We start from the raw sequence: 20351 nt of genomic DNA, 5'->3' as shown, positions 1-20351 counted from the left end.
AAATTCTATTCTTTATTTTAATTGGTAAGCCATTATACTCTTCTTAAAGAAAGTAGGGATATAAACTATTTTTTTAACCGGATCGTAGCCAATGTCTGCAGTATTCTTTTTTTCAAGATGTGTATCTAGCAATAATTCTGAAGTACCGTTAGCAAATACATAGAACACATAGCCACCCCAACATGAAAACAAGAAATCGCCATTCCCAATAGGCTCAATTCCATCGCCTCCATAAGGTAAACCTGCTACCTTAATCATCTCCTTTTTTGCATTGGCCTTTAAAAGGTTTTTGCCACCTCCGGCTATATATAGATCGTCGCTAACTGCTTTAAGTCCGTTTACACCGTCTATATTTTCCATGTAAACAACATCTTTATTTTTTATGAGCTGATGAATTCGTTTTGTCTGCGAATCTGAAACATATACTACGCCTTTATCGCTAACGGTAACATCATTTAAAAATTTAGCCCCTTCTATAGGTATGGTAAGCTCAACTTTACTTTTCGGAATATCAATAACCACTACATCAGTCAAATCGGCAACGTACATTTTATTGCCATATATAGCCATCCCCTTTGGCGAATTAAGGCCTGTAACCCAATCCAGATTAATTACTTTACCATTCATGTCCAGTTTCCCTATCCCCCCAATCCCATCTTTATCATTCGCACTATTTCCCATTATTGCTACATACAATACGCCGGCCTTAGTATCGGGCAATACAGATTCAGGCATATTAATTATACTGTCTGTTTCCCATATTTTTTCCAGTTTGTGCTGTGCGTTAACACATAAACCTAACAACATTATAAACGATAAACTCAAAAATTTCTTCATACAATTTCTTTAAAATAACTGCTTTGCCAATGAAATTACATAAAAACCAACACATTAGATGTAAAATTTTTATGTTTCATATTTCTTTTTTTACATTACGACTTTACTAAATCGAGTTAATTATCTGTTTATTTGTATTTATTAATTAAATAAACACACAAATTTAATCTTCTTTGTTATGCTGCTTAGCATCTTAAACTCCGTTTTTTGCGTCGCGTTTATACTTTTCGCGTATGTAAACCTTAATGATAAAGATTCATGGCTTTGGGTGCCTATCTATATGGTGGCTTCCATTTGTTGTGGATTTGCCATTTTTAATCTTTTTTATCCTATCGTATACCTTGTTGCCATATCTTTCTATCTTATTTACGCAATCATCCTGTTTTTTGCTAAAGACGGAGTGCGCGACTGGATAATAAAGTACCGACGCCCAAGCTTAGTTGAGAGTATGCAGGCCACCAAGCCTTATATTGAGAAAGCCAGAGAGTTTTTTGGTCTGCTGATTATAAGTGGTGCACTGGCTATAAACTATTTTGTGGCTATCAATTTATAAAAAAAGAACATCATGCTTTTGATAGATATAGAAGGGATAAAAAGCCTCAATGATCTTTTTCTGCAAATCATTAAACAAAATCTTAGCAGTGATGCCTTGTTGTGGTTAGAGAATAAGATTGGGTTAATTAAAACAGAAGAAAAGTCAATACAGTTAAATCTTACTTTTTCTCATCTGCCAAGATTGGCAGGAAAAAAATCTATAGAGGTACAGGCGGAAGATGAAGAAAAAATAAATAAACTGGCACCTGGCTTTTCATTAAATAACTGGACTGCCGACAGGTTATCTCGTGTTTATTTATTGATGCAGGTTCCCTCTGAAGATAAAGATGTTTATCTGAAAAAGATAAATGGTTTATTTATAGCTTCTGAGATGAATGAGCAGATTGCACTTTATTCGGCTTTGCCATTTTTAGCATATGCTGAAGAGTGGATCGGCAGATGCGAAGACGGAATCCGCAGTAATATTGGTACTGTACTGGAGGCCATTATGTACCACAATCCTTATCCGGCTCATTTTCTGTCGGAAGGAGCATGGAACCAATTGGTGCTAAAGGCATTTTTTACAGAAAAAGATGTAAATAACATCACCGGATTAAAAGAAAGATCGAATCAGGCACTGACAGATACTTTAAGCGACTATGTACAAGAACGTTTAGCCGCCCACAGAACAGTTAACCCGGAGATCTATAAATTGATAGAACAAAAAAATCAGAAAATATAAATTTTGAATTATGTGCTGTAATGATAATTTTCAGGAAAGAAATGAAGGAGAAAAAATTCAAACTTCTCTTGATTTAAACGACATCAGCGGGATGAAATTTTTTGACCCGCATGTACACATGACCTCTCGTACTACAGATGACTACCAGGCTATGGCCGATGCAGGAATTGTTGCTTTAATAGAACCGGCTTTTTGGCTGGGACAACCACGTACCGGAGTAGATAGCTTTACCGATTATTATAGCAGTCTTATTGGATGGGAAAGATTCAGGTCTTCTCAATTCGGCATTAAACATTATTGTACTATAGGTTTAAACTCTCGTGAGGCCAATAATGAAAAACTGGCCGAACAGGTAATGGAGGTTCTACCGCTCTTTATTTTTAAAGAAGGAGTAGTTGGTATTGGTGAGATTGGTTTTGATGACCAGACTGCTGCCGAAGAAAAATATTTCCGCTTGCAATTGGAATTGGCTAAAGAATCTGGATTACCTGTACAAATTCATACCCCACACAGAGACAAGAAAAAAGGCACACAACGCAGTATGGATATCGCCATTGAACATGGCCTTTCTCCGTATTCTGTAATTGTAGACCACAATAATGAAGAAACTGTTAAGGAAGTTTTAGACAGAGGTTTCTGGGCAGCATTTACCATTTATCCTTTTACAAAAATGGGCAATGAGCGAATGGTAGAGGTGGTAAAACAGTATGGATCGGAAAGGGTGATGATCAATTCTGCAGCTGACTGGGGCATTTCTGATCCTCTTGCGGTGCCTAAAACTGCAGCATTAATGAAAAAATCGGGAATCAGTCTTCCTGATATTGAACTGGTGAGCTACAGAAATGCAATAACTGCATTTGCACAAAGCGGACAGATTGATGAGAATGATTTTATTGCTGTTAAAAACATTGATCAGAGTCAGAAATTTGAGAGTAATTCGATTCTGCGTGGCGGGCAACAACCAAGAATAGATAAAAACTCTATTATCATTTCTTAATTAGTTATTGAATTGAAAAAACTATTAGGATATATAAGGTTAATGCGGCCTGCAAATGTAGTTACTTCGGTGGCAGATGTACTTGCCGGTATAGCCATAGCAGGAGCTTTTTCTATAAGTAGCTGGAACAGTTTACAGCTTCCGGTTATATTGCTATGCATCTCGACAATAGGTTTGTACAGTGGTGGTATTATTTTTAATGATGTATTTGATGCTGATTTGGATAAAGTTGAACGTCCGGAACGTCCTATTCCAAGTGGCCTGATAAGTAAAAAAGCAGCTACCATATTTGGTGCAGTATTCTTCTTTATAGGAATTGCGGCCGCTAATCTGTTTGGCACAACAACATCAGTAATTGCGGTTTCTATCATGATTGCCTGCCTTACCTATAACAAATGGGCCAAACATCATTCTATTTTAGGTCCGCTTAACATGGGCTTTTGTCGTGGATTAAATTTGTTGCTGGGTGTAAGTATTATCAGTTCTCAGGTACAGCAATGGTGGTTTTTAGCCTTAGTGCCTATTATTTATATTGCATCAATTACTATGATTAGCAGAGGCGAGGTACATGGCGGAAGCAAAAAAATGCTGTATTTTGCGGCACTACTTTATGCAGTAGTTATTGCAAGTATACTTTTTTTCGCAACTACCAGAGGAGGTTTACCCATCACCCTGGCATTTATTATCCCTTTCGCTTTAATGATATTTATACCGCTGTTAAAAGCCATAAAAAATCCAATAGGCCCAAACATAGGTAAAGCAGTAAAATCAGGTGTAATTGCACTAATATTAATGAATGCTGCCTGGGCCAGTGTTTTTGCAGACTGGAAAGTGGCCCTATCAATTGTTATTTTATTACCATTATCAATATTACTAAGTAAGGCATTCGCGGTTACTTAGTCAGGAATTTTCAACTATGAGTTATTTAGAACAGTCGTTTAGTGTAAAATTTGAGTATAAAATATACTTTACCTCTTCACTATTTGATACCGGCAATCCTATACTGGCAAACTTCTTTAAGGAGAAGCCTTCGGAGGCTTTGCGCAAAATATTTTTTGTACTTGACAAGGGTGTTGCCGATGCTCATCCAAACCTTGTAACATCAATCAGGGCATACTTTGCACAGCATAGCGATGTACAATTGATAAATGACATAATGATTGTTCCGGGTGGAGAAGCATCAAAAAACGACACTGCTCTTTTTGACCAACTGGTTGAAGCGGTGAATGTTTATGGTATTGACAGACATTCGTACATTGCTGCAATTGGCGGAGGTGCTGTGCTTGATCTTGTTGGTTATGCTGCTGCAGTTTCGCACCGAGGCATTAAACATATCCGCATCCCTACAACTGTTCTTTCTCAAAATGATTCTGGCATTGGTGTTAAAAACGGCATCAATTACAAAGGCAAAAAGAACTTTCTTGGCACTTTTGCACCGCCATCAGCTGTGCTAAATGACGATCAGTTCTTACTTACACTTAACGACAGAGACTGGCGTTCGGGTATTTCGGAAGCAGTTAAGGTAGCTTTAATCAAAGATCCTGAGTTTTTTTACTGGATTGAGGCGAATACCGCACAATTGGTTGCACGTGATATGGATACCATGAATTATCTGATTAAGCGCTGTGCCCAATTACATTTAAACCATATTGCAGGAGACGATCCGTTTGAAACAGGATCGGCCAGACCTTTAGATTTTGGCCACTGGAGTGCACATAAACTTGAGCAGTTAAGCAATTTTAGTGTTTTACATGGTGAGGCTGTAGCAATGGGCATTGCATTAGATAGTACTTATTCTTTCTTAACCGGAATGTTAACGGAAGAAAAATTACAGCGCATATTAAATGTAATGCTTCATTTATCTTTTGACATTTCTAATCCGTTTATTCAGATTAACGATACTGAATCTCCAATACTTCGTGGATTGGCAGAGTTTCAGGAGCATCTGGGCGGTAAGCTTACCATTACTTTACTTACTGATTTGGGTACCGGGAAAGAGGTACACCAAATGGACCACAAGTTGTTGATAGAAGCAAGCAACTATGTTTTAAACTTCACCAGCACGCATGCTGGTTTACCATTAAGTGATCACTAAAAATGAAAGTTAACACAGGCCATTTAACCTATTGCACAAATATACATCCTGGTAAAAACTGGAGCGACGATTTTAAAGCTTTACAAGAGAATTTTCCGGTTATTAAACAATCTGTTTCTCCTGATCAGCCTCTAGGATTAGGCCTCAGATTGTCTAATATCTCTAGCCTTGAACTGGCTAAAGACAATGCTTTAACCGAATTTAAACAGTGGCTTAAGGAAAATGACGCCTATGTTTTTACCATGAATGGTTTCCCTTACGGAGAATTTCATCGCATTGTGGTTAAAGAGGATGTACACACGCCTGATTGGACCACTGATGCACGCAGAGATTATACAATAAGGCTTTTTAGAATTCTTCAGTCTTTATTGCCAGAGGGGATGGATGGCGGAATTTCAACATCGCCGCTAAGTTACAGGCACTGGTTTAAAACTACAGATCACTTTGAACAGGCCAAACGCACCGCTACCCTAAACGTAGTATGGGTTATAAAAGAGTTAATTACAATTGCTAAACAGACAGGTCAAATCATGCACCTTGACCTGGAACCGGAACCGGATGGTATACTTGAAACCGGACGGGAATTTATAGACTGGTTTGAGAATGATTTACTGCCACTTGGAATTCCGGCAATTGAGAATTCATTTAATGTTACCAGTGATGAGGCCACATTGTTAATTAAAAAACATCTTTGCCTTTGCTATGATGTTTGTCACTTCGCAATAGGCTTTGAAGCTCATGCTGAGGTATTAAAAGAACTTGAATTAAAAGGCATTAAGGTAGGGAAAATACAGATCAGCGCTGCTTTAAAAGCGGATCTGGATAAACCGGAGGCAGAAAAAGAGAGTATAAAAAGCAGCTTCCAAACCTTTAATGAGCCTACTTACCTGCATCAGGTAGTGGCACTGAAAAAAGATGGTGGTTTAATTCGCTACTCAGACCTTAGCCCTGCTCTTGGTGACTTTGAAAATCAGGAAACAACCCAATGGAGAGCACATTTTCATGTTCCCATATCAATTAAGGAGATAGGTGTACTGGAATCTACTCAGGATGACATTACCACAGTTCTTGAACTTCAAAAAAATGCTCCTTTCACTAACCATCTGGAAGTAGAAACCTATACCTGGGAAGTATTGCCAGAGCAGTTAAAATTACCGATTGCCCAATCTATAAGCAATGAATTGAACTGGGTAATTAAATCCAATATATAAGATGAAGAAAACTGTAGTAATAGATGTTGTTGGCTTATCCTCAAACCTTATTGGCAAGCACACTCCTTTTTTAGAACAATACATAAAAGATAAAAACTTTGGTGCAATAGCGCCAATGCTACCGGCTGTAACTACCAGTGTACAATCAACTTATTTAACAGGGAAACTGCCAACTGAGCATGGAATTGTAGGAAATGGATGGTATGACAATATTGATTCGGAAATTAAATTCTGGAAGCAATCAAATAAGTTAGTGCTTGCAGAGAAGATCTGGGACAAAGCAAAAAAAGAAGACCCTAATTTTACCTGCTCCAACATGTTCTGGTGGTACAATATGTATTCAAATGCTGATTATGGGGTAACCCCTCGTCCGAACTACCTGGCTGATGGCAGAAAAATGCCTGATTGTTATTCGGAACCGGCAGAATTACGTGATATTTTACAGGAGAAACTAGGTCAGTTTCCACTTTTTCAATTTTGGGGACCGGGTGCCAATATAAAATCAAGCAGGTGGATTGCTGATGCATCCATGATTACAGAAGATCTTTATAACCCTACGCTTACGCTAATATATCTGCCTCATCTGGATTATTGTTTGCAAAAATTCGGTAACGATTTTGATAAGATCAGTAAAGAGCTTGGTGAAGTTGATGAATTGGTAAAGGATTTAGTTCTATTCTACGAAAAGAAAGGTGCCAATATTATTATCCTTTCTGAATACGGCATTGTTCCGGTGAACAAACCTATTCACATAAACAGAGTATTTAGAGAAAACGGTCTGTTGCAAATCCGAGTAGAGCGGGGTCTGGAATTATTAGACGCAGGGGCATCCAAAGCTTTTGTAGTAGCTGACCATCAGGTTGCAAATGTTTACATCAATGACCCATCGGTAACTGATAAAGTAAAAGCTATTTTAGAAAAAACGCCAGGCATTGCACTGGTTTTAGATAAAGAAGGCAAAAAGAAATACGGAATAGACCATGAAAGGGCCGGTGACTTTGTATTGGTTGCTGAACCTGAAAGCTGGTTTACCTATTATTTCTGGCTTGATGATGCAGTAGCTCCAGATTATGCCAGATGTGTAGATATCCATAAAAAACCCGGATATGACCCTGTAGAAATGTTCATGTCATCTAAACCACGTGCGGCGTATAAGCTTTTAAGAAAAAAAGCCGGCTTCCGCTATGTTATGGATGTTATTCCATTGGATGCTACTTTAATTAAAGGTTCGCACGGTAGCGTTAATACCCCGCCAGAGTTCCACCCTGTTCTGATTACAGATCAAAAGCTAAACAACAACGACAATATACAAGCTACAGAAGTTCATGATCTGATCTGGAAGGCCTTAAAAGGATAATCCTATAGGTTTACCAACTTATTTCTATTCTTATTACATTTGGTTCAAACACACAACACCTAAATGAACCACTATGGACTCAAGAAGAGACTTTATTAAAAAGGCTGCCCTATTGTCGGGAGCAGCTGGTTTACCTAATGTAATTCCCATGTCTATCCAAAAGGCAATGGCAATTGAGGCAGACCCCGGATCTACCTTCCACGATGCAGAGCATGTTGTAATCCTGATGCAGGAAAACCGGTCTTTTGATCACATGTTTGGCAAACTGAAAGGTGTGCGCGGCTTTAATGATCCAAGAACCTTTACACTTCCTGACCAGAACAAAGTTTGGCTACAAAAGGATAATGAGGGAAAAACTTATGCCCCGTTTCATGTAGACATCAATAAAACTAAGATTACCTGGCAAGGCGGACTGCCGCACTCGTGGTCGGATCAGCTTGCTGCCAGAAACAATGGAAAGTACGACAAATGGGTGCCCGTAAAATCACTAATGTGTTTAGGATATTACGACAGAACAGACATTCCATTTTATTATTCAATGGCCGAAGCTTTTACCATTTGCGACCATAACTTTTGCTCATCTTTAACAGGAACTACACCAAACAGATTATTTTTCTGGACCGGTAACATCAGGCCCGAATTGAATGGAAGTTCGGTAGCGGCAGTAAATAATTCACAGGCAGAATCAAGAGACAATGCTTTTGTAGACTGGGATACCTTTCCTGAAGTATTGGAAGATAATGGTATTGACTGGAAGATTTACCAAAATGAAATATGGACAGCCGATTTACAAGGAGATAATGTAGATGACTGGCTGGGCAATTATGGAGATAATGCAATTGAGTATGTAAAGCGTTATAATGTTAAGCTTGCGGCATATTTCAGAAAAAATGGCGATCATACCAATAAACCTCCTCTTACTGCAGCCCAGGTAACTGAGAAATACAATAAGCTATCTGTCCGCGAAAAAAACTTAATAGATAAGGCATTTGCCAGCAATATAAATGCACCGTTTAACTATCTGGAACTTGCTCCGTTTACTTTTACTAATGACGAAGGACATGAAGAAACTGTTAACATTCCAAAAAACGATATCTTCTATCAGTTCCGTAATGATGTAGACAACGGCAAGCTCCCTACTGTTTCATGGTTGGTAGCGCCACAAAGATTCTCAGACCACACCAGCTCACCTTTATACGGAACCTGGTATGTTTCTGAAGCGCTTGACATCTTAACAAAGAATCCTGAAATATGGAAAAAGACTGTTTTTATACTTACCTATGATGAAAATGATGGCTACTTTGACCATATACCTCCATATGTAGTTCCTAAACCTAATGACCCTGCAAGCGGAAAAGTCTCAGAAGGGATTTCAGTTGATGCTGATTATGAGCTAAAAAAAGATAGCCCAATTGGATTAGGCTATCGTGTGCCAATGATTATTGCATCGCCATGGAGCAAAGGTGGCTATGTAAATTCGCAGGTTTTTGACCACACTTCTACATTGATGTTTTTAGAAAATATCCTTAGTAAAAAAACCGGCAAAAAGATTCGCAGTAATAAGATTAGCAGCTGGAGAAGAGTAATATGCGGAGACCTGACTTCGGCCTTTAGGCCATCAACAGGAATGGCCTCCGGCGCACCAACACCTTTAAAAAGAGAAGAGGTGGTTACTGGCATTCAAAATGCAAAGAATAAGCCTGCGCAGGTTAAACCTAATCCTTTATCAAAAGCCGAAATAGCTTCAGGTACTTATCTGCCCCAACAGGAACGCGGAACAAGCAAAGCTTGTGCTTTACCATATCAGCTATTTGCAGAGTGTAATCTTAATGAGGCTGGCACCAGTGTTGAGCTTTATTTAGCGGCTGGCAAAGGGAATTTCGGACAAAAAACACTACCCGTAGGTGCTCCATTTAATGTTTATACCACCAATTTGTATAAAGGACAGCCAGGAAAAACCTGGGCTTATGCTGTAAAAAATGGAGATAAAATTACGGATCATCTTACTTTACAAAACTTTGGTGATGGGCAATACAATCTATGCGTAAGTGCCCCCAACGGTTTTTTCAGAGAATTTAAAGGCAATAAAAATGATCCTTCTTTAAAAGTTAACTGCAGATATGAGCTTAATGGCTTTTTAACCAAAAAGCCAAGTGGAAATATTGAGCTTATTCTGGAAAACGAAAGCGATCAGGATTTAAAATTAAACATTACCGATAATGCTTATAAGAGTAGTAATACCAAATCTTTATCCTTAAGCTCAAAAAGCAAAAAAACATTGATTGTTGATCTGCATGGGAGTTCAGGATGGTATGATTTTACAATTCAACAAGAGGGTAACAACATATTTTCTAAACAATATGCCGGACATGTTGAAACAGGAGAAGATTCAATAACAGATCCATATATGGGTGGGGTGATTTAAGGCTTTTCCGTTGCTTCGGTTTCAGTGGCTATTGGTGATTCAATTGAAGAGCTCTGTGCCTCTGCGGAGGCCATTTCTTCTTGTATTTCCGGATCAAGCTCTACACAGCCTTCTTTATCTTTTTTTGCAAATAAAATTGGATAGATGAGCATTAGTGCACCCGCTATAAATAAGATGCCCGCTAATGACAACATGTAATTGCTTGATTCCAGTTCCTTTACACTCATTACTTTATAAGCAATTAATGCAAGTACGCCTAATATAAAGGCAATTACCGCTTTTTGAAGTTTTAGAGTTCTGATCATGATTGGAGGCTATTTAAATGGTTTAAAACTTCGGACAAAAATCAAACCACTTTGCAATTAATGGCTGAGCTAAAACGACTTATTAACTTCTTATAAATGATTTAAAAAAACTTATATTTGATTTACCATGACCAAAATTAAATACCTATTACTTTTCATCTGTATGGCAGGATGCCTTGCAGCTTGTAAAAAAGACCTTGTTGAAGATACCCACGATCCTGTAGCTCAGTTTACAACAGATACAAATGCTATAAGGGCTTTTGTAACAAAAAATAATCTTGTTACAAAAAAGGACGAAGAATTTGGACTGTTTTATCAGATCATTACCCCTGGAACCGGAAATATCGAATATAAGGCCACTACACTTGTAACTTGCAACTATACAGGAAGGCTATTAGATGGAACTCAGTTCGAAACCAATAATGGTGCAAAGTTTACAATGGGCGGGATAATTGCCGGATGGCAAATCGGGCTTCCGCTAATTCAAAAGGGCGGTAAAATCCGTTTAATTATTCCTTCTTATTATGCTTATGGCAATGTAAAAAACGGTCCTGTACCTGCTAATTCAGTTCTTGATTTCACTATCGAAATAACAGATTTACAATAAAAACAAATATCAAATATTTATAACATTATTAAAAAGGGGCCTGCGCCCAGTCATGGTCGGAAGAAATTCCGGCCATTTTTTATGTTTTAAAAAACAGGCCTGGGTCTCCTCCGCATTGCACAACGATTAGGGCAATAGCTAAGTCCCTTACTTCCATGGAGAACCGTCTTTTTGCTGTTTTGTAAGTCAATTTATTTGCTTTTTTATATATCAGCACCAACATGGCCGTCATTAATGTCATGTACAGCATTACCTGTATTCCGTTCTTATTCAAAGACACAAGGTGGCTCATATTGAGTTCCTGTTTTAGAAACCTAAAAAATACCTCTATATCCCAGCGTCTCCTATATGCTTGAGCCATTTCCTTTGCAGACAGATCAAAATCATTGCTCAAAAACCAATATTTCTTGCCATCCAACTTGCTTTCCACAATAATAAGACGAAAGGGACTATCTACTAGTTCTTCTCTGAAATGTTTATTCCCCTTTTTGTTATTTACCGCTACACCAGTATACAATTGAACTTTAGAGTCCTTTAATAGATTGGATTCGCCTAGGTCCAAGTCTTGATTCTCCTGGATAAGCGACTCGAGTTCAACGAATTTCTTATTTTCTTTGGTCCTGCAAATGAATGTTATTGCATTGGAACTAAATGTTTTCATGTTTCTGATTGATTGCAAACCTCTATCCATCACATAAATGTTTTGATGATCTGTTTCTTTCTTCACATGAGCCACTACTGCTTCAGGCAATGCAAGATCTTCACTGGCATAGCCTTTGGAGGTAAATACATGGGATTGACATGGTAATACTCCATCAAAGGCAATACTATATTTCACTGCTTTCTTACCACTTTTGTTATCAAGCCCTTCGGTTAACTTACCAACCGTCTCACTAACCATTGAGCTATCAACACGGATAAGGTTATATTTCTCTCTTTCGGTTAGGGAGTACAAACTGGAGAACTGATCGTAAATGCATTCATAGATCTGCTTAAAATAATCTGGATCTATTTTAGAAAGTCGCTCTGAAATGGAGCTTCTGCGTACCCGTTCATCCTCATCCAGATTAAAAAGTACTTTGAATACAGAATCATTGAAGGTATCCTCTAAAGTTCGTTGACTTAGTTTTTCATTATCCAAGATACCATACAACAGAAGATAGAATAGCTTATTACCATGAAGAACCTTCGCGTAATGATCGATCTTGGTAGTGAGGGATAAATTTGATATCAGCGCCTCAGGAATGTACCCTAATAGATGTTTTGCACTGATAGCATGATCTTTAAATTTTGCCATATCTTATTGATTATCAGCAATTAAGATACTAATTTAAATCCACAAAAACAAGCATAAACAACTGATTATCAGGTATTTATGTAAACAAAAAACTCTTTTACGCAAAAAAGTCGGAAGATTTTTCTTCCGACCATGACTGGCCTGCGCCCCTTTTTTTATGCACAGAATTGCCATAATAGTGTCATTTGAAAAATAACTTAGTGTATTTATTACACTATCTAAAAATAATGCTTACATTTGCATTGTTAATACAGCGCAGCTGATTATTAAATGATAAAAACAGACAATGGTGCGATTATTGTCTTAAAGAAAAAGATCCCGTTCATACTGGGTTTATATTTGGTTAAAAAGAGGTAGTGCTTGGATAAGACTACCTTTTTTTTTGTGCCAAAAAAACGCAGAGAATCCAACTTATAAAAGCAACTGATGACAATTCTATGATAAATAAGTGTTTAAACATTTATTACATTTGTCCCCGAGAGCGTTAATTTAAAGGGGGTAAGTCGAAAGGCTTATCCCCTTTTCTTATTTTAACCATTTCCCGTTATAACCAATCCTACTTTATTTCTTTTTAGTTGGTCGACTTTTTTTGACTGTTTGTCGTGTATTATCTGCCAATTGTATAAAACAGATAATTTCCGTGCAACTTTTCTTGTGAAGAAAGCATCCTATTGACAAACATCAAATGGATTCTTAAAAACACAACATCATGAAAACCCTAACAAAAACCCTAGTCGCATCGGCACTTACAGCCATCGTTTTAACATCTTCAGCTATTACTACTTTTGCAGCAAATCCAGTTTCACCGCTGGTGCTATCTTTTAAAGCAGCCACTGTAAGCTTTAACAAGGTTGTTATTACCGGTAACGCAAAAATTATTTTAATAAAAGGCCTGAAGGAAGAGGTCAGGATTGAGGAATATTATAATCCTTCAAAAACCACAATTGCCAGAAAAGGCTATTCTTTATTAATCAATTCCACAGAAAAATCTCCGGTAACTATTACCGTTACAGTAAAAGATTTGTGCAGAATCCAGGCATTCGACGATGCTTCAATAACTACAATGGGCACACTTAATCTTACTTACCTGCAAATCTTTTTAAATGACAATGCAAGAGCCGATGTAAAAGCCAATGCAAATAGCATGTACACCATTCTTAAAGATGCATCAACCTTAAAATTAAGTGGCTCCGCAGAATCACATACTTATATAGCCAATAATTCAGAAGGCATTGTATTTGAAAATTTTGTATGTCGGAAAACTGACAAGTTAACTTCTGAGCCATTAGCTTCAAACTAAACTCAGGTATTAATATTTTTTCAGGATCTTAATCAGCATGTCCGCTATAACCTGATAACCCTTATCTGATGGATGCAATCCGTCGTAAGTATTGTTGCTTGCCTCTACCGGATAAGGGTATTCATCGGTATCAGGGTTAAATGGGATATCTTTAAAATCAGGATAGCTATAATTTTTATACGCTCCCGTTTCAGGGTCCTTTAATCTTTTATACTTTACCAGAGTATTCAGTTCCATCCCGCTCTTGTGATACAGATCTACCACTTTAAAGTGCTCATGCCGACCTATTTCATTAACAGCGTCAGCAAATTGAGATAACATCTGTCCTTTTTTCTCTTTATAAGATCCCCATGCATTGTTGTGGCTATCGCCTATATATACAAAATCTACGCGCTGCATCGGGGTAATCAAGATAATTTTAGCATCAGGATTAAGGGCTTTGAGCTTATTAATAATGATGCGGTACGATCCGTAAACCGTTTTGAGGCCGGTATTATTAATATAGTCGCTTAAGGTTCCCAATGGCATACCTGACCACCAATCATTTGTACTTAAAAAAACTGAATACACATCAGATTTTTGGATGCCCAGATTTTCAATTTCTTTGGCAATGCCAACTGCGGTCCAACCATTGTGTCCCTGATTGTTGTAACGAATATTAGGCAACTTGCTTACCACCCTGGTCATGTATCCGCTGGTAACACGATTACCTGTTTCATCCTGATGATCATTTAAATAAGTAATCGAATCGCCAATGGCAGTCCATGTAATCTCCTTCGGAGTAAAAGACCCAAGGGTAACAATAATAGCAAGCAGCAATAATATTCTTCTCATTTAATTCAGGTTTACTTTTTAGTAAACATAAGAATAAAATGCGATTACAACTTATCTGGCAAAGTTTCTTTTATATACGGTTTTTACAAACAAAATAGGCTTATCCAGTCGGCCTGACCTTACCAGATAATTAATTACAATTAAAAATAACATGCTTGCTTATTTTACGATACCTGCAAAACGCTGGTAAAACACAGTTGGACTATTCTCGTTTTTAGGTGCGTATTTACCGGCAATAATAGGAATGTAAATTACACGTCTGCGGCTTTGCTCTCCAATTACATTAGATTGAGCAACGCGGTGCCATAACCTACCATCATGAACGGTAAGATCGCCAACCTCCGGTATCACTGCAATTTCTTCTGCATCCTCATCATGGTCAAGAAAGTATTTTTTTCTGAAAAGCATTTGATAAAGCCCCTGCTTATGAGTCCCCGGAATTATCCTTAAACCCCCATTTTCAGGTTCCAGATTATTAAGATGTATTCCTACATTAAGCATCGGGTTTAACTTTTGCCCATAAAAAATGTCTCTTAGCCCATCCGTATGCCAGCCCATTTTAGTGAATTTACTATCCGGACCATTTACATAGTGGTTAAAAACCATTCCGTCCTTTTCGCTTTCGCCAAGTCTGGCACCGGCACCGGCAAGCTCAAGTAATCCATTTAGTCTTGGATCAAGTAAGAGCCCGCTAAAGGCCGAATGATGCTGATTGATAAATGCAAAACGCTGTACTATCTGCGAGCCATCAAGATCACGTCCATATTTTATCGGAACACCATTAACCTTATTTACCTCCTTACTTAGCCAATTTTTTTGTACATCCAGAGAAGCATCTACAATTGATTTTACAGTTTGAGGTGTTATAAAGTTCTTAAAATGAATAAATCCATTTGTATTAAAAAAGTCTTTTTGTTCAGCGGTTAAAGTTTCAGCTAATGAAAACTTTGGATATGAAGTTGCCATAGGTATATTTTGTAAAAAATTAAAAGAAGGTATTATTTGAAATCAGAAAGGGGGCTCAAGATGGCCCAAAGAAATTAACAGCAACAACACTGCATGGGCTTCATCATCTGAAGCATGGCCATGGAGCGATTTAGTGAATAGTTGTTATCTGTTTTAATAGACATAGTCTATATGTTTAGTAGTTTATCTTACAAACATATAAAATATATTGAATACCAAGCATTTATTTTAAAAAAATATTTTTCTACTACTGATTATTTGACATTATAGATACCGGCGGTAATCCTTTCTATGAGTGATTTTGGTAAGATTCTATTTGCATATGCTGAGATAATGTTGGTAAAACCGGGTATTATTTCGGCTTTTCTATTCAGCATTCCTTTAACCGCAAAATCAGCAACTACATTTGCATCCATATTAAATTTTTCAGCTATATCATTGATAGCTGAAAGTCCTGCCCTTTCGGCAAAACCGGTTCCAACCGGACCCGGGCTGAGACAGGTAACTGATATGGAAGAATCCTTAAGTTCATACCTTATAGCCCTGCTAAACGACAAAACGTATGATTTAGATGCCGCATACAATGCCAGCGTAGGTACGGACTGATACGCAGCCGTGCTGGAAACATTCAGCACATAACCTTGCTGGTTTCGTCTTAAAAGCGGGAGCATATAGTATGTGAGTTCAGTAAGTGCAGTTATATTTAATTGCAGCATATTCAGCTGCTCGTTTAAAGGAAGGCTTTCAAATTTCCCCCAAACACCAAACCCGGCATTATTAACCAGAACAGAAACCGGAAATGCATTATCTGTGCACCAGTCGGTCACACGCTTTGCCACTCCGGGAACCGATAAATCCAATGCAAAAACTTCAACTCTAACATTATATTGAGCTGAAAGTTCTGACTTAAGCATATTAAGCTCCGGGGCCGATCTGGCAACCAGCAAAAGATTAAATTTCCTTTTCGCCAGTGAAATGGCCAGGGCTTTCCCTATTCCTTTACTTGCTCCTGTTATTAATGCGAATTGATCCATAAAGCTAAAAATGTAAATTTACAATAATCGCCTGTATGATTCTTAAAATAAAGAAGAGGCTATCTAAAGATGTACGTTCGTCATTAGATAGCCTCTTCTTTATTATAGCAGTATGGTTTTATTTAACTGCCAAAGCTTTATCAATTAAAAAAGCCAGGTTTGTACGGTGAGCTTTTGTCTGCTCATTTGTAGAAACTGCACCGGCAAGCTGAGTTTTTATCTTTTTCAGTGTAGATAGCGCTGCAGCTTTACTGGCGTTATCATAACCACCCGGGGCAGAAACAATACTTGCAGAAGCCTTAATAAATTCAGTCTGCAGATTTTGACGGATCAAATTCACGTTGGTTTTAAGATCTGCTGCAAAAATATCATTCGCCAAATCACTCATAACACTCGCTACCGAATATGTATTACCATAAAGTCCGCTGTTGTTTATCCTGGTTAAGGTATTTGGATGCAGGATTTGAGCAAGTGTGCTTAACTGTAGCCCCATAAAAGTATTCTGAGGTTTAAAGTCTTCGTTAGTGCCAAAAAATCCAAACCCACGTCTTTGAATCTGCAGGTATGGGAAAAGCGGACTGTCGGCATCAAAAGCATTTGGTGCAAATACATATTTACCCAACAAGGCCATTGCCTTTTTCTGATAAGCAACAGGAACAGGAGTAAACGGTGCTGCAGTTGTTTTTTGGCCTACAAAGCTTCTGTCTACATACACACCGCCAATAAAACGGCTAATGGCTGCAGCTATACTTGCGCGTTGTCCGTTAAGCTGTAAATAACGCATACGGAGCTCCTGATAGCTTTGTCCTGTTTTACTAAAACGGGATTTCAGCTTTGGCATCATAGTGTTAAGCAATTTAAACCTATCCTCGCCATAAGTAACCATATCGTTAGTCTGGTCGTTAACATTTACTCTCGGATCGATACCACCGCCCGGACTTCTCATGTCATCTGCGTCATTACCAAAGGCAAGCTGCGGATCTGTGCTACGGCTTAAGATCTTATTTAATCCAGCCTCTTCTTCCGATTCACTAAATGGAGTATAACCATACTCAATTGCCCACAAATCATAAGGTCCGGCTTTAGTAGTATAATAATCGCCTTGCTTACTACGATCACTGCTTACATTTATCGCAGGGTAATCCATTACCGATCCCTGCAATCCAATTTTACGGGTAAGCGCTACATCATTCATCTGAGCAGGGGTTAGCATCTGGCTGGCTTTCATATTATGATTTAGCCCAAGCGTATGCCCCATCTCATGCATTATCAGATAATACAGGAATTGTTTATGCATTTCACGAACAGTTTCAGCTCTTTTTGCTGGCGGAACATCAGCATCTAAAGCCTCAATGGCAGTTAAGCCAGTTTGATACTGCATACTTAATTCCTGAGCCAATGTACAAGACGACATGTGGTTTTTATCGAAGCTATGGTTATGGCCTGATCTTGACGAAACTGCTTCAACAGGGTTTTCCCAAGGTAGTTTTAAAGCCCCGTTACTTCCATTATATAAATCATCGGTAATAATAGTTCCAGCTCCTGAGCGCCATTCAACAGTAATATCAGCACCAAGGATCTGTCCTGTTAAAGGATTATAGAAACTTGGTCCGATTGCGCCATAAGAAGGATAAGCTGAGGAAACCCAACGAATTACATTATACGCAATATCAGCCGGATCCCAGGTAGCAGTATCAGGCATTTCTTTCATTACAACTGCATTCTTGAAACCGGCCTTCTCAAAAGCTTCATTCCATTTTTCGCCCGCTTCTTTAATAATCGGGCGGTATTCCAACGGAGTAGTATTCTCAATCCAGAACACAATTGGTTCAACCGGTTCGCTTAAGGCAGCAGAAGGGTCTTTCTTTTTAAGGTTCCAGCGGCTAATAAAATCTTTATAAGGCGTTGGCGATAAAGAAGTAAGGTTATCTACTTCGGCACCAAAGTAACCTACCCTTGGGTCATCACGACGAGGACGGAAATCATTTTTAGGCACTTCAAGAAAAGAATGCTGCATTTTTACCCTTACATAACGGGCATCAGTAATGTCTTTACCACCACCATTCAAAGGCACAGGATTGTCATATGCAAGTTCTACTACTACATCAGTATTTCCCGGAAATGAGCGGATCTTTTGGTATTTAGATTTAGCAGCGTTTAAGTTCCCCAGGTTAAATACTGCACCCGGAGGCAAAGTTGGCGGAAAAACCGGTTTCACAGGATCCAGCTTGTCTCCTAAAAAAAGACCATCTACAGCAATTAGGTATCCCAATGAATCCTGTGCAGCAATCTTATCACTATAAAAAACTGCATCCGACACATCAACATCTGCTGATTTACTTACCGGGTTTGCTTTATCATAATAAAAATTAGTGTTCTTTTGCAGAAGCTCAATTTTATCATCAGATTTCTGGATATAGAATAACCAGGTAGTCCTGATCATATTTTGGTTAAGGAATAAAGTTGTTGGCCCACCCATTGAAAAACTCTGGTAAATATAATTTTTACCCAGCTGGTCTTTTTTAACATACATCTGCAGACTACCGGTTACCGTGTCTCTGTACATCGAAAAAAGGCCATCAATTTTTTTACTCGATTTTATTTTATCGTTTATAGTTGGCTTGGCGGACTTGGCTGCTGCGGCTTTTTTTAACGAATCGGCAGCCAGTTCCTTTTTCTTCTTCTTTTGGGCAAAAGCGCCCCCTACCAGCATTAAAACCAGTGCAAGTAGTGTAACGGTTCTTTTCATATGAAATAATAGTTTGTTAAGGTTATGAAGTTATCTTGTGTATGATGCTCTTGCACAAAAAATGTTACTAAAAATATGAATTTTCAAACAAAAAGAAATAAGTCAAAATCCCTTTTCATAAAATTAACCGGTTATTCTTAAAACCAACTCAGGAAATGGGAAGAGAAAGCAACGGAATTTTTAATCCTGAAGCCATTATCCTGGTTTTACTCCGGTGAACAATAGAAGACCAAAATCCATATCTTTTTGGAACCATAATCAGCAGATCAGCCTGAAAATCAATAATTTCTTTTTCTATCTCTTTGATAACGGCATTTGAATTTACGTTTTTATAATAATAAGAGATGCCCTCAAGACCATCATCAATAGCGCTCACCTCGGGTAATGAGGCATGAATTTTCAGTTCCTCAACTTTCTCGTTTACGTTAAAAACCTCAACCTCGGCATTTAGTGCTATTGCCAGTTCCTTAATATTTGCGAGTACCTTTTCAGAGATTCCGCTTAAAACATCGCAGGCAAAAAGCACATTTTTAGTCCCCTCAAAATGGGCACCCAAAGGTACCGCCATTACAGGCAGATTAAGCCTCTTAATAGCCGAAGTAGTGGTATTCCCCCATAGGTCCTGTTCCAGTGTTTTAGTATTCATACCCAGAACAACCAATGCAGCCTGGTGTTTTTCAATTAAACTTTTCAGCGCATCCTGAACAAAAGAGAGATCTGATTCATGTTCCACCTCAATATCATAATCTATAGATATGGTAAGTGCCCTTTCAATCAAACGAATCTCATTATCAGTTATCAATTTTTGTATGCTTGCTGCAGGTAAAAGCGTATTGGCAGCATGAGTAGGAATTACAAAAGAATTATACAGTATAAGTTTTGCGTCATTATGTTTAGCAACAGCGGCAGCATATTCCACAGCATTTTCGGCTACTTCCGAAAAATCGGTGGCTACAATTATGGGGTTCATATATGAAATATTAGTTACCCATAAATTTAATCATATACGCACTTATAAAGTAAAATAAAGGCCTAAACCACCTTTATTTTACTTTACACTT

18 protein-coding genes are annotated in these 20351 nt (G+C 38.1%); 10 read left to right on the top strand and 8 right to left on the bottom strand.

Annotated elements, in window-relative coordinates; genetic code table 11:
• Nucleotides 1–12: 12 nt before the first annotated feature.
• The gene (locus CPT03_RS20725; protein ID WP_099440613.1) at nt 13–837 is read right to left on the bottom strand and encodes an ATP-binding protein; all 825 of its coding nucleotides are present in this window, start codon (nt 835–837) and stop codon (nt 13–15) included.
• 178 nt (nt 838–1015) lie between these two features.
• Here CPT03_RS20725 and CPT03_RS20720 point away from each other — a divergent pair, with 178 nt between their 5' ends.
• From CPT03_RS20720 to CPT03_RS20685, 8 genes are all read left to right on the top strand, one after another.
• Complete coding sequence (locus CPT03_RS20720) at nt 1016–1390, top strand: transmembrane 220 family protein (protein WP_099440612.1); 375 nt, start codon at nt 1016–1018, stop codon at nt 1388–1390.
• A 12-nt stretch (nt 1391–1402) separates the two neighbouring features.
• Nucleotides 1403–2113 (top strand): EboA domain-containing protein, encoded by a 711-nt coding sequence (locus CPT03_RS20715; RefSeq protein WP_099440611.1) that lies wholly within the window; start codon nt 1403–1405, stop codon nt 2111–2113.
• A 10-nt stretch (nt 2114–2123) separates the two neighbouring features.
• On the top strand, nt 2124–3110 hold the full coding sequence (locus tag CPT03_RS20710; RefSeq protein ID WP_099440610.1) for a TatD family hydrolase: 987 nt from the start codon (nt 2124–2126) through the stop codon (nt 3108–3110).
• A gap of 12 nt (nt 3111–3122) precedes the next feature.
• Nucleotides 3123–4010: a UbiA-like protein EboC gene (gene eboC / locus CPT03_RS20705; protein ID WP_216641575.1), complete on the top strand. Its 888-nt coding sequence runs from the start codon at nt 3123–3125 to the stop codon at nt 4008–4010.
• Nucleotides 4011–4026: 16 nt separating this feature from the next.
• Nucleotides 4027–5205 (top strand): 3-dehydroquinate synthase, encoded by a 1179-nt coding sequence (locus CPT03_RS20700; protein WP_099440608.1) that lies wholly within the window; start codon nt 4027–4029, stop codon nt 5203–5205.
• Nucleotides 5206–5207: 2 nt separating this feature from the next.
• Nucleotides 5208–6416 carry a metabolite traffic protein EboE gene (gene eboE / locus CPT03_RS20695; RefSeq protein ID WP_099440607.1) on the top strand — a complete coding sequence of 403 codons (1209 nt, stop codon included), beginning with the start codon at nt 5208–5210 and terminating at the stop codon, nt 6414–6416.
• Nucleotide 6417: 1 nt separating this feature from the next.
• Nucleotides 6418–7773, top strand: a complete 1356-nt coding sequence (locus CPT03_RS20690) for an alkaline phosphatase family protein (protein WP_099440606.1) — start codon at nt 6418–6420, stop codon at nt 7771–7773.
• A gap of 73 nt (nt 7774–7846) precedes the next feature.
• Entirely contained in the window at nt 7847–10198 is a 2352-nt protein-coding gene (locus CPT03_RS20685; protein ID WP_099440605.1) for a phosphocholine-specific phospholipase C, read from the top strand.
• Here the strand turns inward: CPT03_RS20685 and CPT03_RS20680 are convergent.
• Nucleotides 10195–10503: an isoleucyl-tRNA synthetase gene (locus CPT03_RS20680; protein WP_216641574.1), complete on the bottom strand. Its 309-nt coding sequence runs from the start codon at nt 10501–10503 to the stop codon at nt 10195–10197. The two genes, CPT03_RS20685 and CPT03_RS20680, sit on opposite strands and share 4 nt — an antisense overlap.
• 127 nt (nt 10504–10630) lie before the next feature.
• On the opposite strand from CPT03_RS20680, the gene CPT03_RS20675 reads away from it, so the two are divergent.
• Nucleotides 10631–11110, top strand: coding sequence for an FKBP-type peptidyl-prolyl cis-trans isomerase (locus CPT03_RS20675; protein ID WP_099440604.1), 480 nt, complete (start codon nt 10631–10633; stop codon nt 11108–11110).
• A gap of 79 nt (nt 11111–11189) precedes the next feature.
• Here the strand turns inward: CPT03_RS20675 and CPT03_RS20670 are convergent, their stop codons facing one another.
• On the bottom strand, nt 11190–12407 hold the full coding sequence (locus CPT03_RS20670; protein WP_099440603.1) for an IS4 family transposase: 1218 nt from the start codon (nt 12405–12407) through the stop codon (nt 11190–11192).
• 709 nt (nt 12408–13116) lie between these two features.
• Between CPT03_RS20670 and CPT03_RS20665 the strand changes: the two genes are divergently transcribed.
• The gene (locus CPT03_RS20665) at nt 13117–13707 is read left to right on the top strand and encodes a GIN domain-containing protein (RefSeq protein WP_099440602.1); all 591 of its coding nucleotides are present in this window, start codon (nt 13117–13119) and stop codon (nt 13705–13707) included.
• 9 nt (nt 13708–13716) lie between these two features.
• Here CPT03_RS20665 and CPT03_RS20660 read toward each other — a convergent pair whose 3' ends face one another.
• The 5 genes from CPT03_RS20660 to CPT03_RS20640 form a co-directional block, all read right to left on the bottom strand.
• Nucleotides 13717–14541 carry an SGNH/GDSL hydrolase family protein gene (locus CPT03_RS20660; RefSeq protein WP_099440601.1) on the bottom strand — a complete coding sequence of 275 codons (825 nt, stop codon included), beginning with the start codon at nt 14539–14541 and terminating at the stop codon, nt 13717–13719.
• 159 nt (nt 14542–14700) lie between these two features.
• Entirely contained in the window at nt 14701–15507 is an 807-nt protein-coding gene (locus tag CPT03_RS20655) for a phytanoyl-CoA dioxygenase family protein (protein ID WP_099440600.1), read from the bottom strand.
• 254 nt (nt 15508–15761) lie between these two features.
• Nucleotides 15762–16541: an SDR family NAD(P)-dependent oxidoreductase gene (locus CPT03_RS20650; RefSeq protein ID WP_099440599.1), complete on the bottom strand. Its 780-nt coding sequence runs from the start codon at nt 16539–16541 to the stop codon at nt 15762–15764.
• Between the two features lie 118 nt (nt 16542–16659).
• On the bottom strand, nt 16660–19290 hold the full coding sequence (locus CPT03_RS20645) for a zinc-dependent metalloprotease (RefSeq protein WP_099440598.1): 2631 nt from the start codon (nt 19288–19290) through the stop codon (nt 16660–16662).
• 148 nt (nt 19291–19438) lie between these two features.
• Nucleotides 19439–20260 carry a universal stress protein gene (locus tag CPT03_RS20640; protein WP_099440597.1) on the bottom strand — a complete coding sequence of 274 codons (822 nt, stop codon included), beginning with the start codon at nt 20258–20260 and terminating at the stop codon, nt 19439–19441.
• Between the last annotated feature and the right edge of the window lie 91 nt (nt 20261–20351).

It is taken from the genome of Pedobacter ginsengisoli, from assembly GCF_002736205.1.
In the GTDB taxonomy this organism is placed as follows: domain Bacteria; phylum Bacteroidota; class Bacteroidia; order Sphingobacteriales; family Sphingobacteriaceae; genus Pedobacter; species Pedobacter ginsengisoli_A.
Note: the sequence above shows the minus strand (reverse complement) of the source record. Positions and strands in the feature narration are given on the sequence as shown.

Bases quoted from the DNA above. Each gene is read 5' to 3' on its own strand.
- CPT03_RS20725 (WP_099440613.1), bottom strand. From the start codon at position 837: ATGAAGAAATTTTTGAGTTTATCGTTTATAATGTTGTTAGGTTTATGT.
- CPT03_RS20720 (WP_099440612.1), top strand. From the start codon at position 1,016: ATGCTGCTTAGCATCTTAAACTCCGTTTTTTGCGTCGCGTTTATACTT.
- CPT03_RS20715 (WP_099440611.1), top strand. From the start codon at position 1,403: ATGCTTTTGATAGATATAGAAGGGATAAAAAGCCTCAATGATCTTTTT.
- CPT03_RS20710 (WP_099440610.1), top strand. From the start codon at position 2,124: ATGTGCTGTAATGATAATTTTCAGGAAAGAAATGAAGGAGAAAAAATT.
- CPT03_RS20700 (WP_099440608.1), top strand. From the start codon at position 4,027: ATGAGTTATTTAGAACAGTCGTTTAGTGTAAAATTTGAGTATAAAATA.
- eboE (WP_099440607.1), top strand. From the start codon at position 5,208: ATGAAAGTTAACACAGGCCATTTAACCTATTGCACAAATATACATCCT.
- CPT03_RS20690 (WP_099440606.1), top strand. From the start codon at position 6,418: ATGAAGAAAACTGTAGTAATAGATGTTGTTGGCTTATCCTCAAACCTT.
- CPT03_RS20685 (WP_099440605.1), top strand. From the start codon at position 7,847: ATGGACTCAAGAAGAGACTTTATTAAAAAGGCTGCCCTATTGTCGGGA.
- CPT03_RS20680 (WP_216641574.1), bottom strand. From the start codon at position 10,503: ATGATCAGAACTCTAAAACTTCAAAAAGCGGTAATTGCCTTTATATTA.
- CPT03_RS20675 (WP_099440604.1), top strand. From the start codon at position 10,631: ATGACCAAAATTAAATACCTATTACTTTTCATCTGTATGGCAGGATGC.
- CPT03_RS20670 (WP_099440603.1), bottom strand. From the start codon at position 12,407: ATGGCAAAATTTAAAGATCATGCTATCAGTGCAAAACATCTATTAGGG.
- CPT03_RS20665 (WP_099440602.1), top strand. From the start codon at position 13,117: ATGAAAACCCTAACAAAAACCCTAGTCGCATCGGCACTTACAGCCATC.
- CPT03_RS20660 (WP_099440601.1), bottom strand. From the start codon at position 14,541: ATGAGAAGAATATTATTGCTGCTTGCTATTATTGTTACCCTTGGGTCT.
- CPT03_RS20655 (WP_099440600.1), bottom strand. From the start codon at position 15,507: ATGGCAACTTCATATCCAAAGTTTTCATTAGCTGAAACTTTAACCGCT.
- CPT03_RS20650 (WP_099440599.1), bottom strand. From the start codon at position 16,541: ATGGATCAATTCGCATTAATAACAGGAGCAAGTAAAGGAATAGGGAAA.
- CPT03_RS20645 (WP_099440598.1), bottom strand. From the start codon at position 19,290: ATGAAAAGAACCGTTACACTACTTGCACTGGTTTTAATGCTGGTAGGG.
- CPT03_RS20640 (WP_099440597.1), bottom strand. From the start codon at position 20,260: ATGAACCCCATAATTGTAGCCACCGATTTTTCGGAAGTAGCCGAAAAT.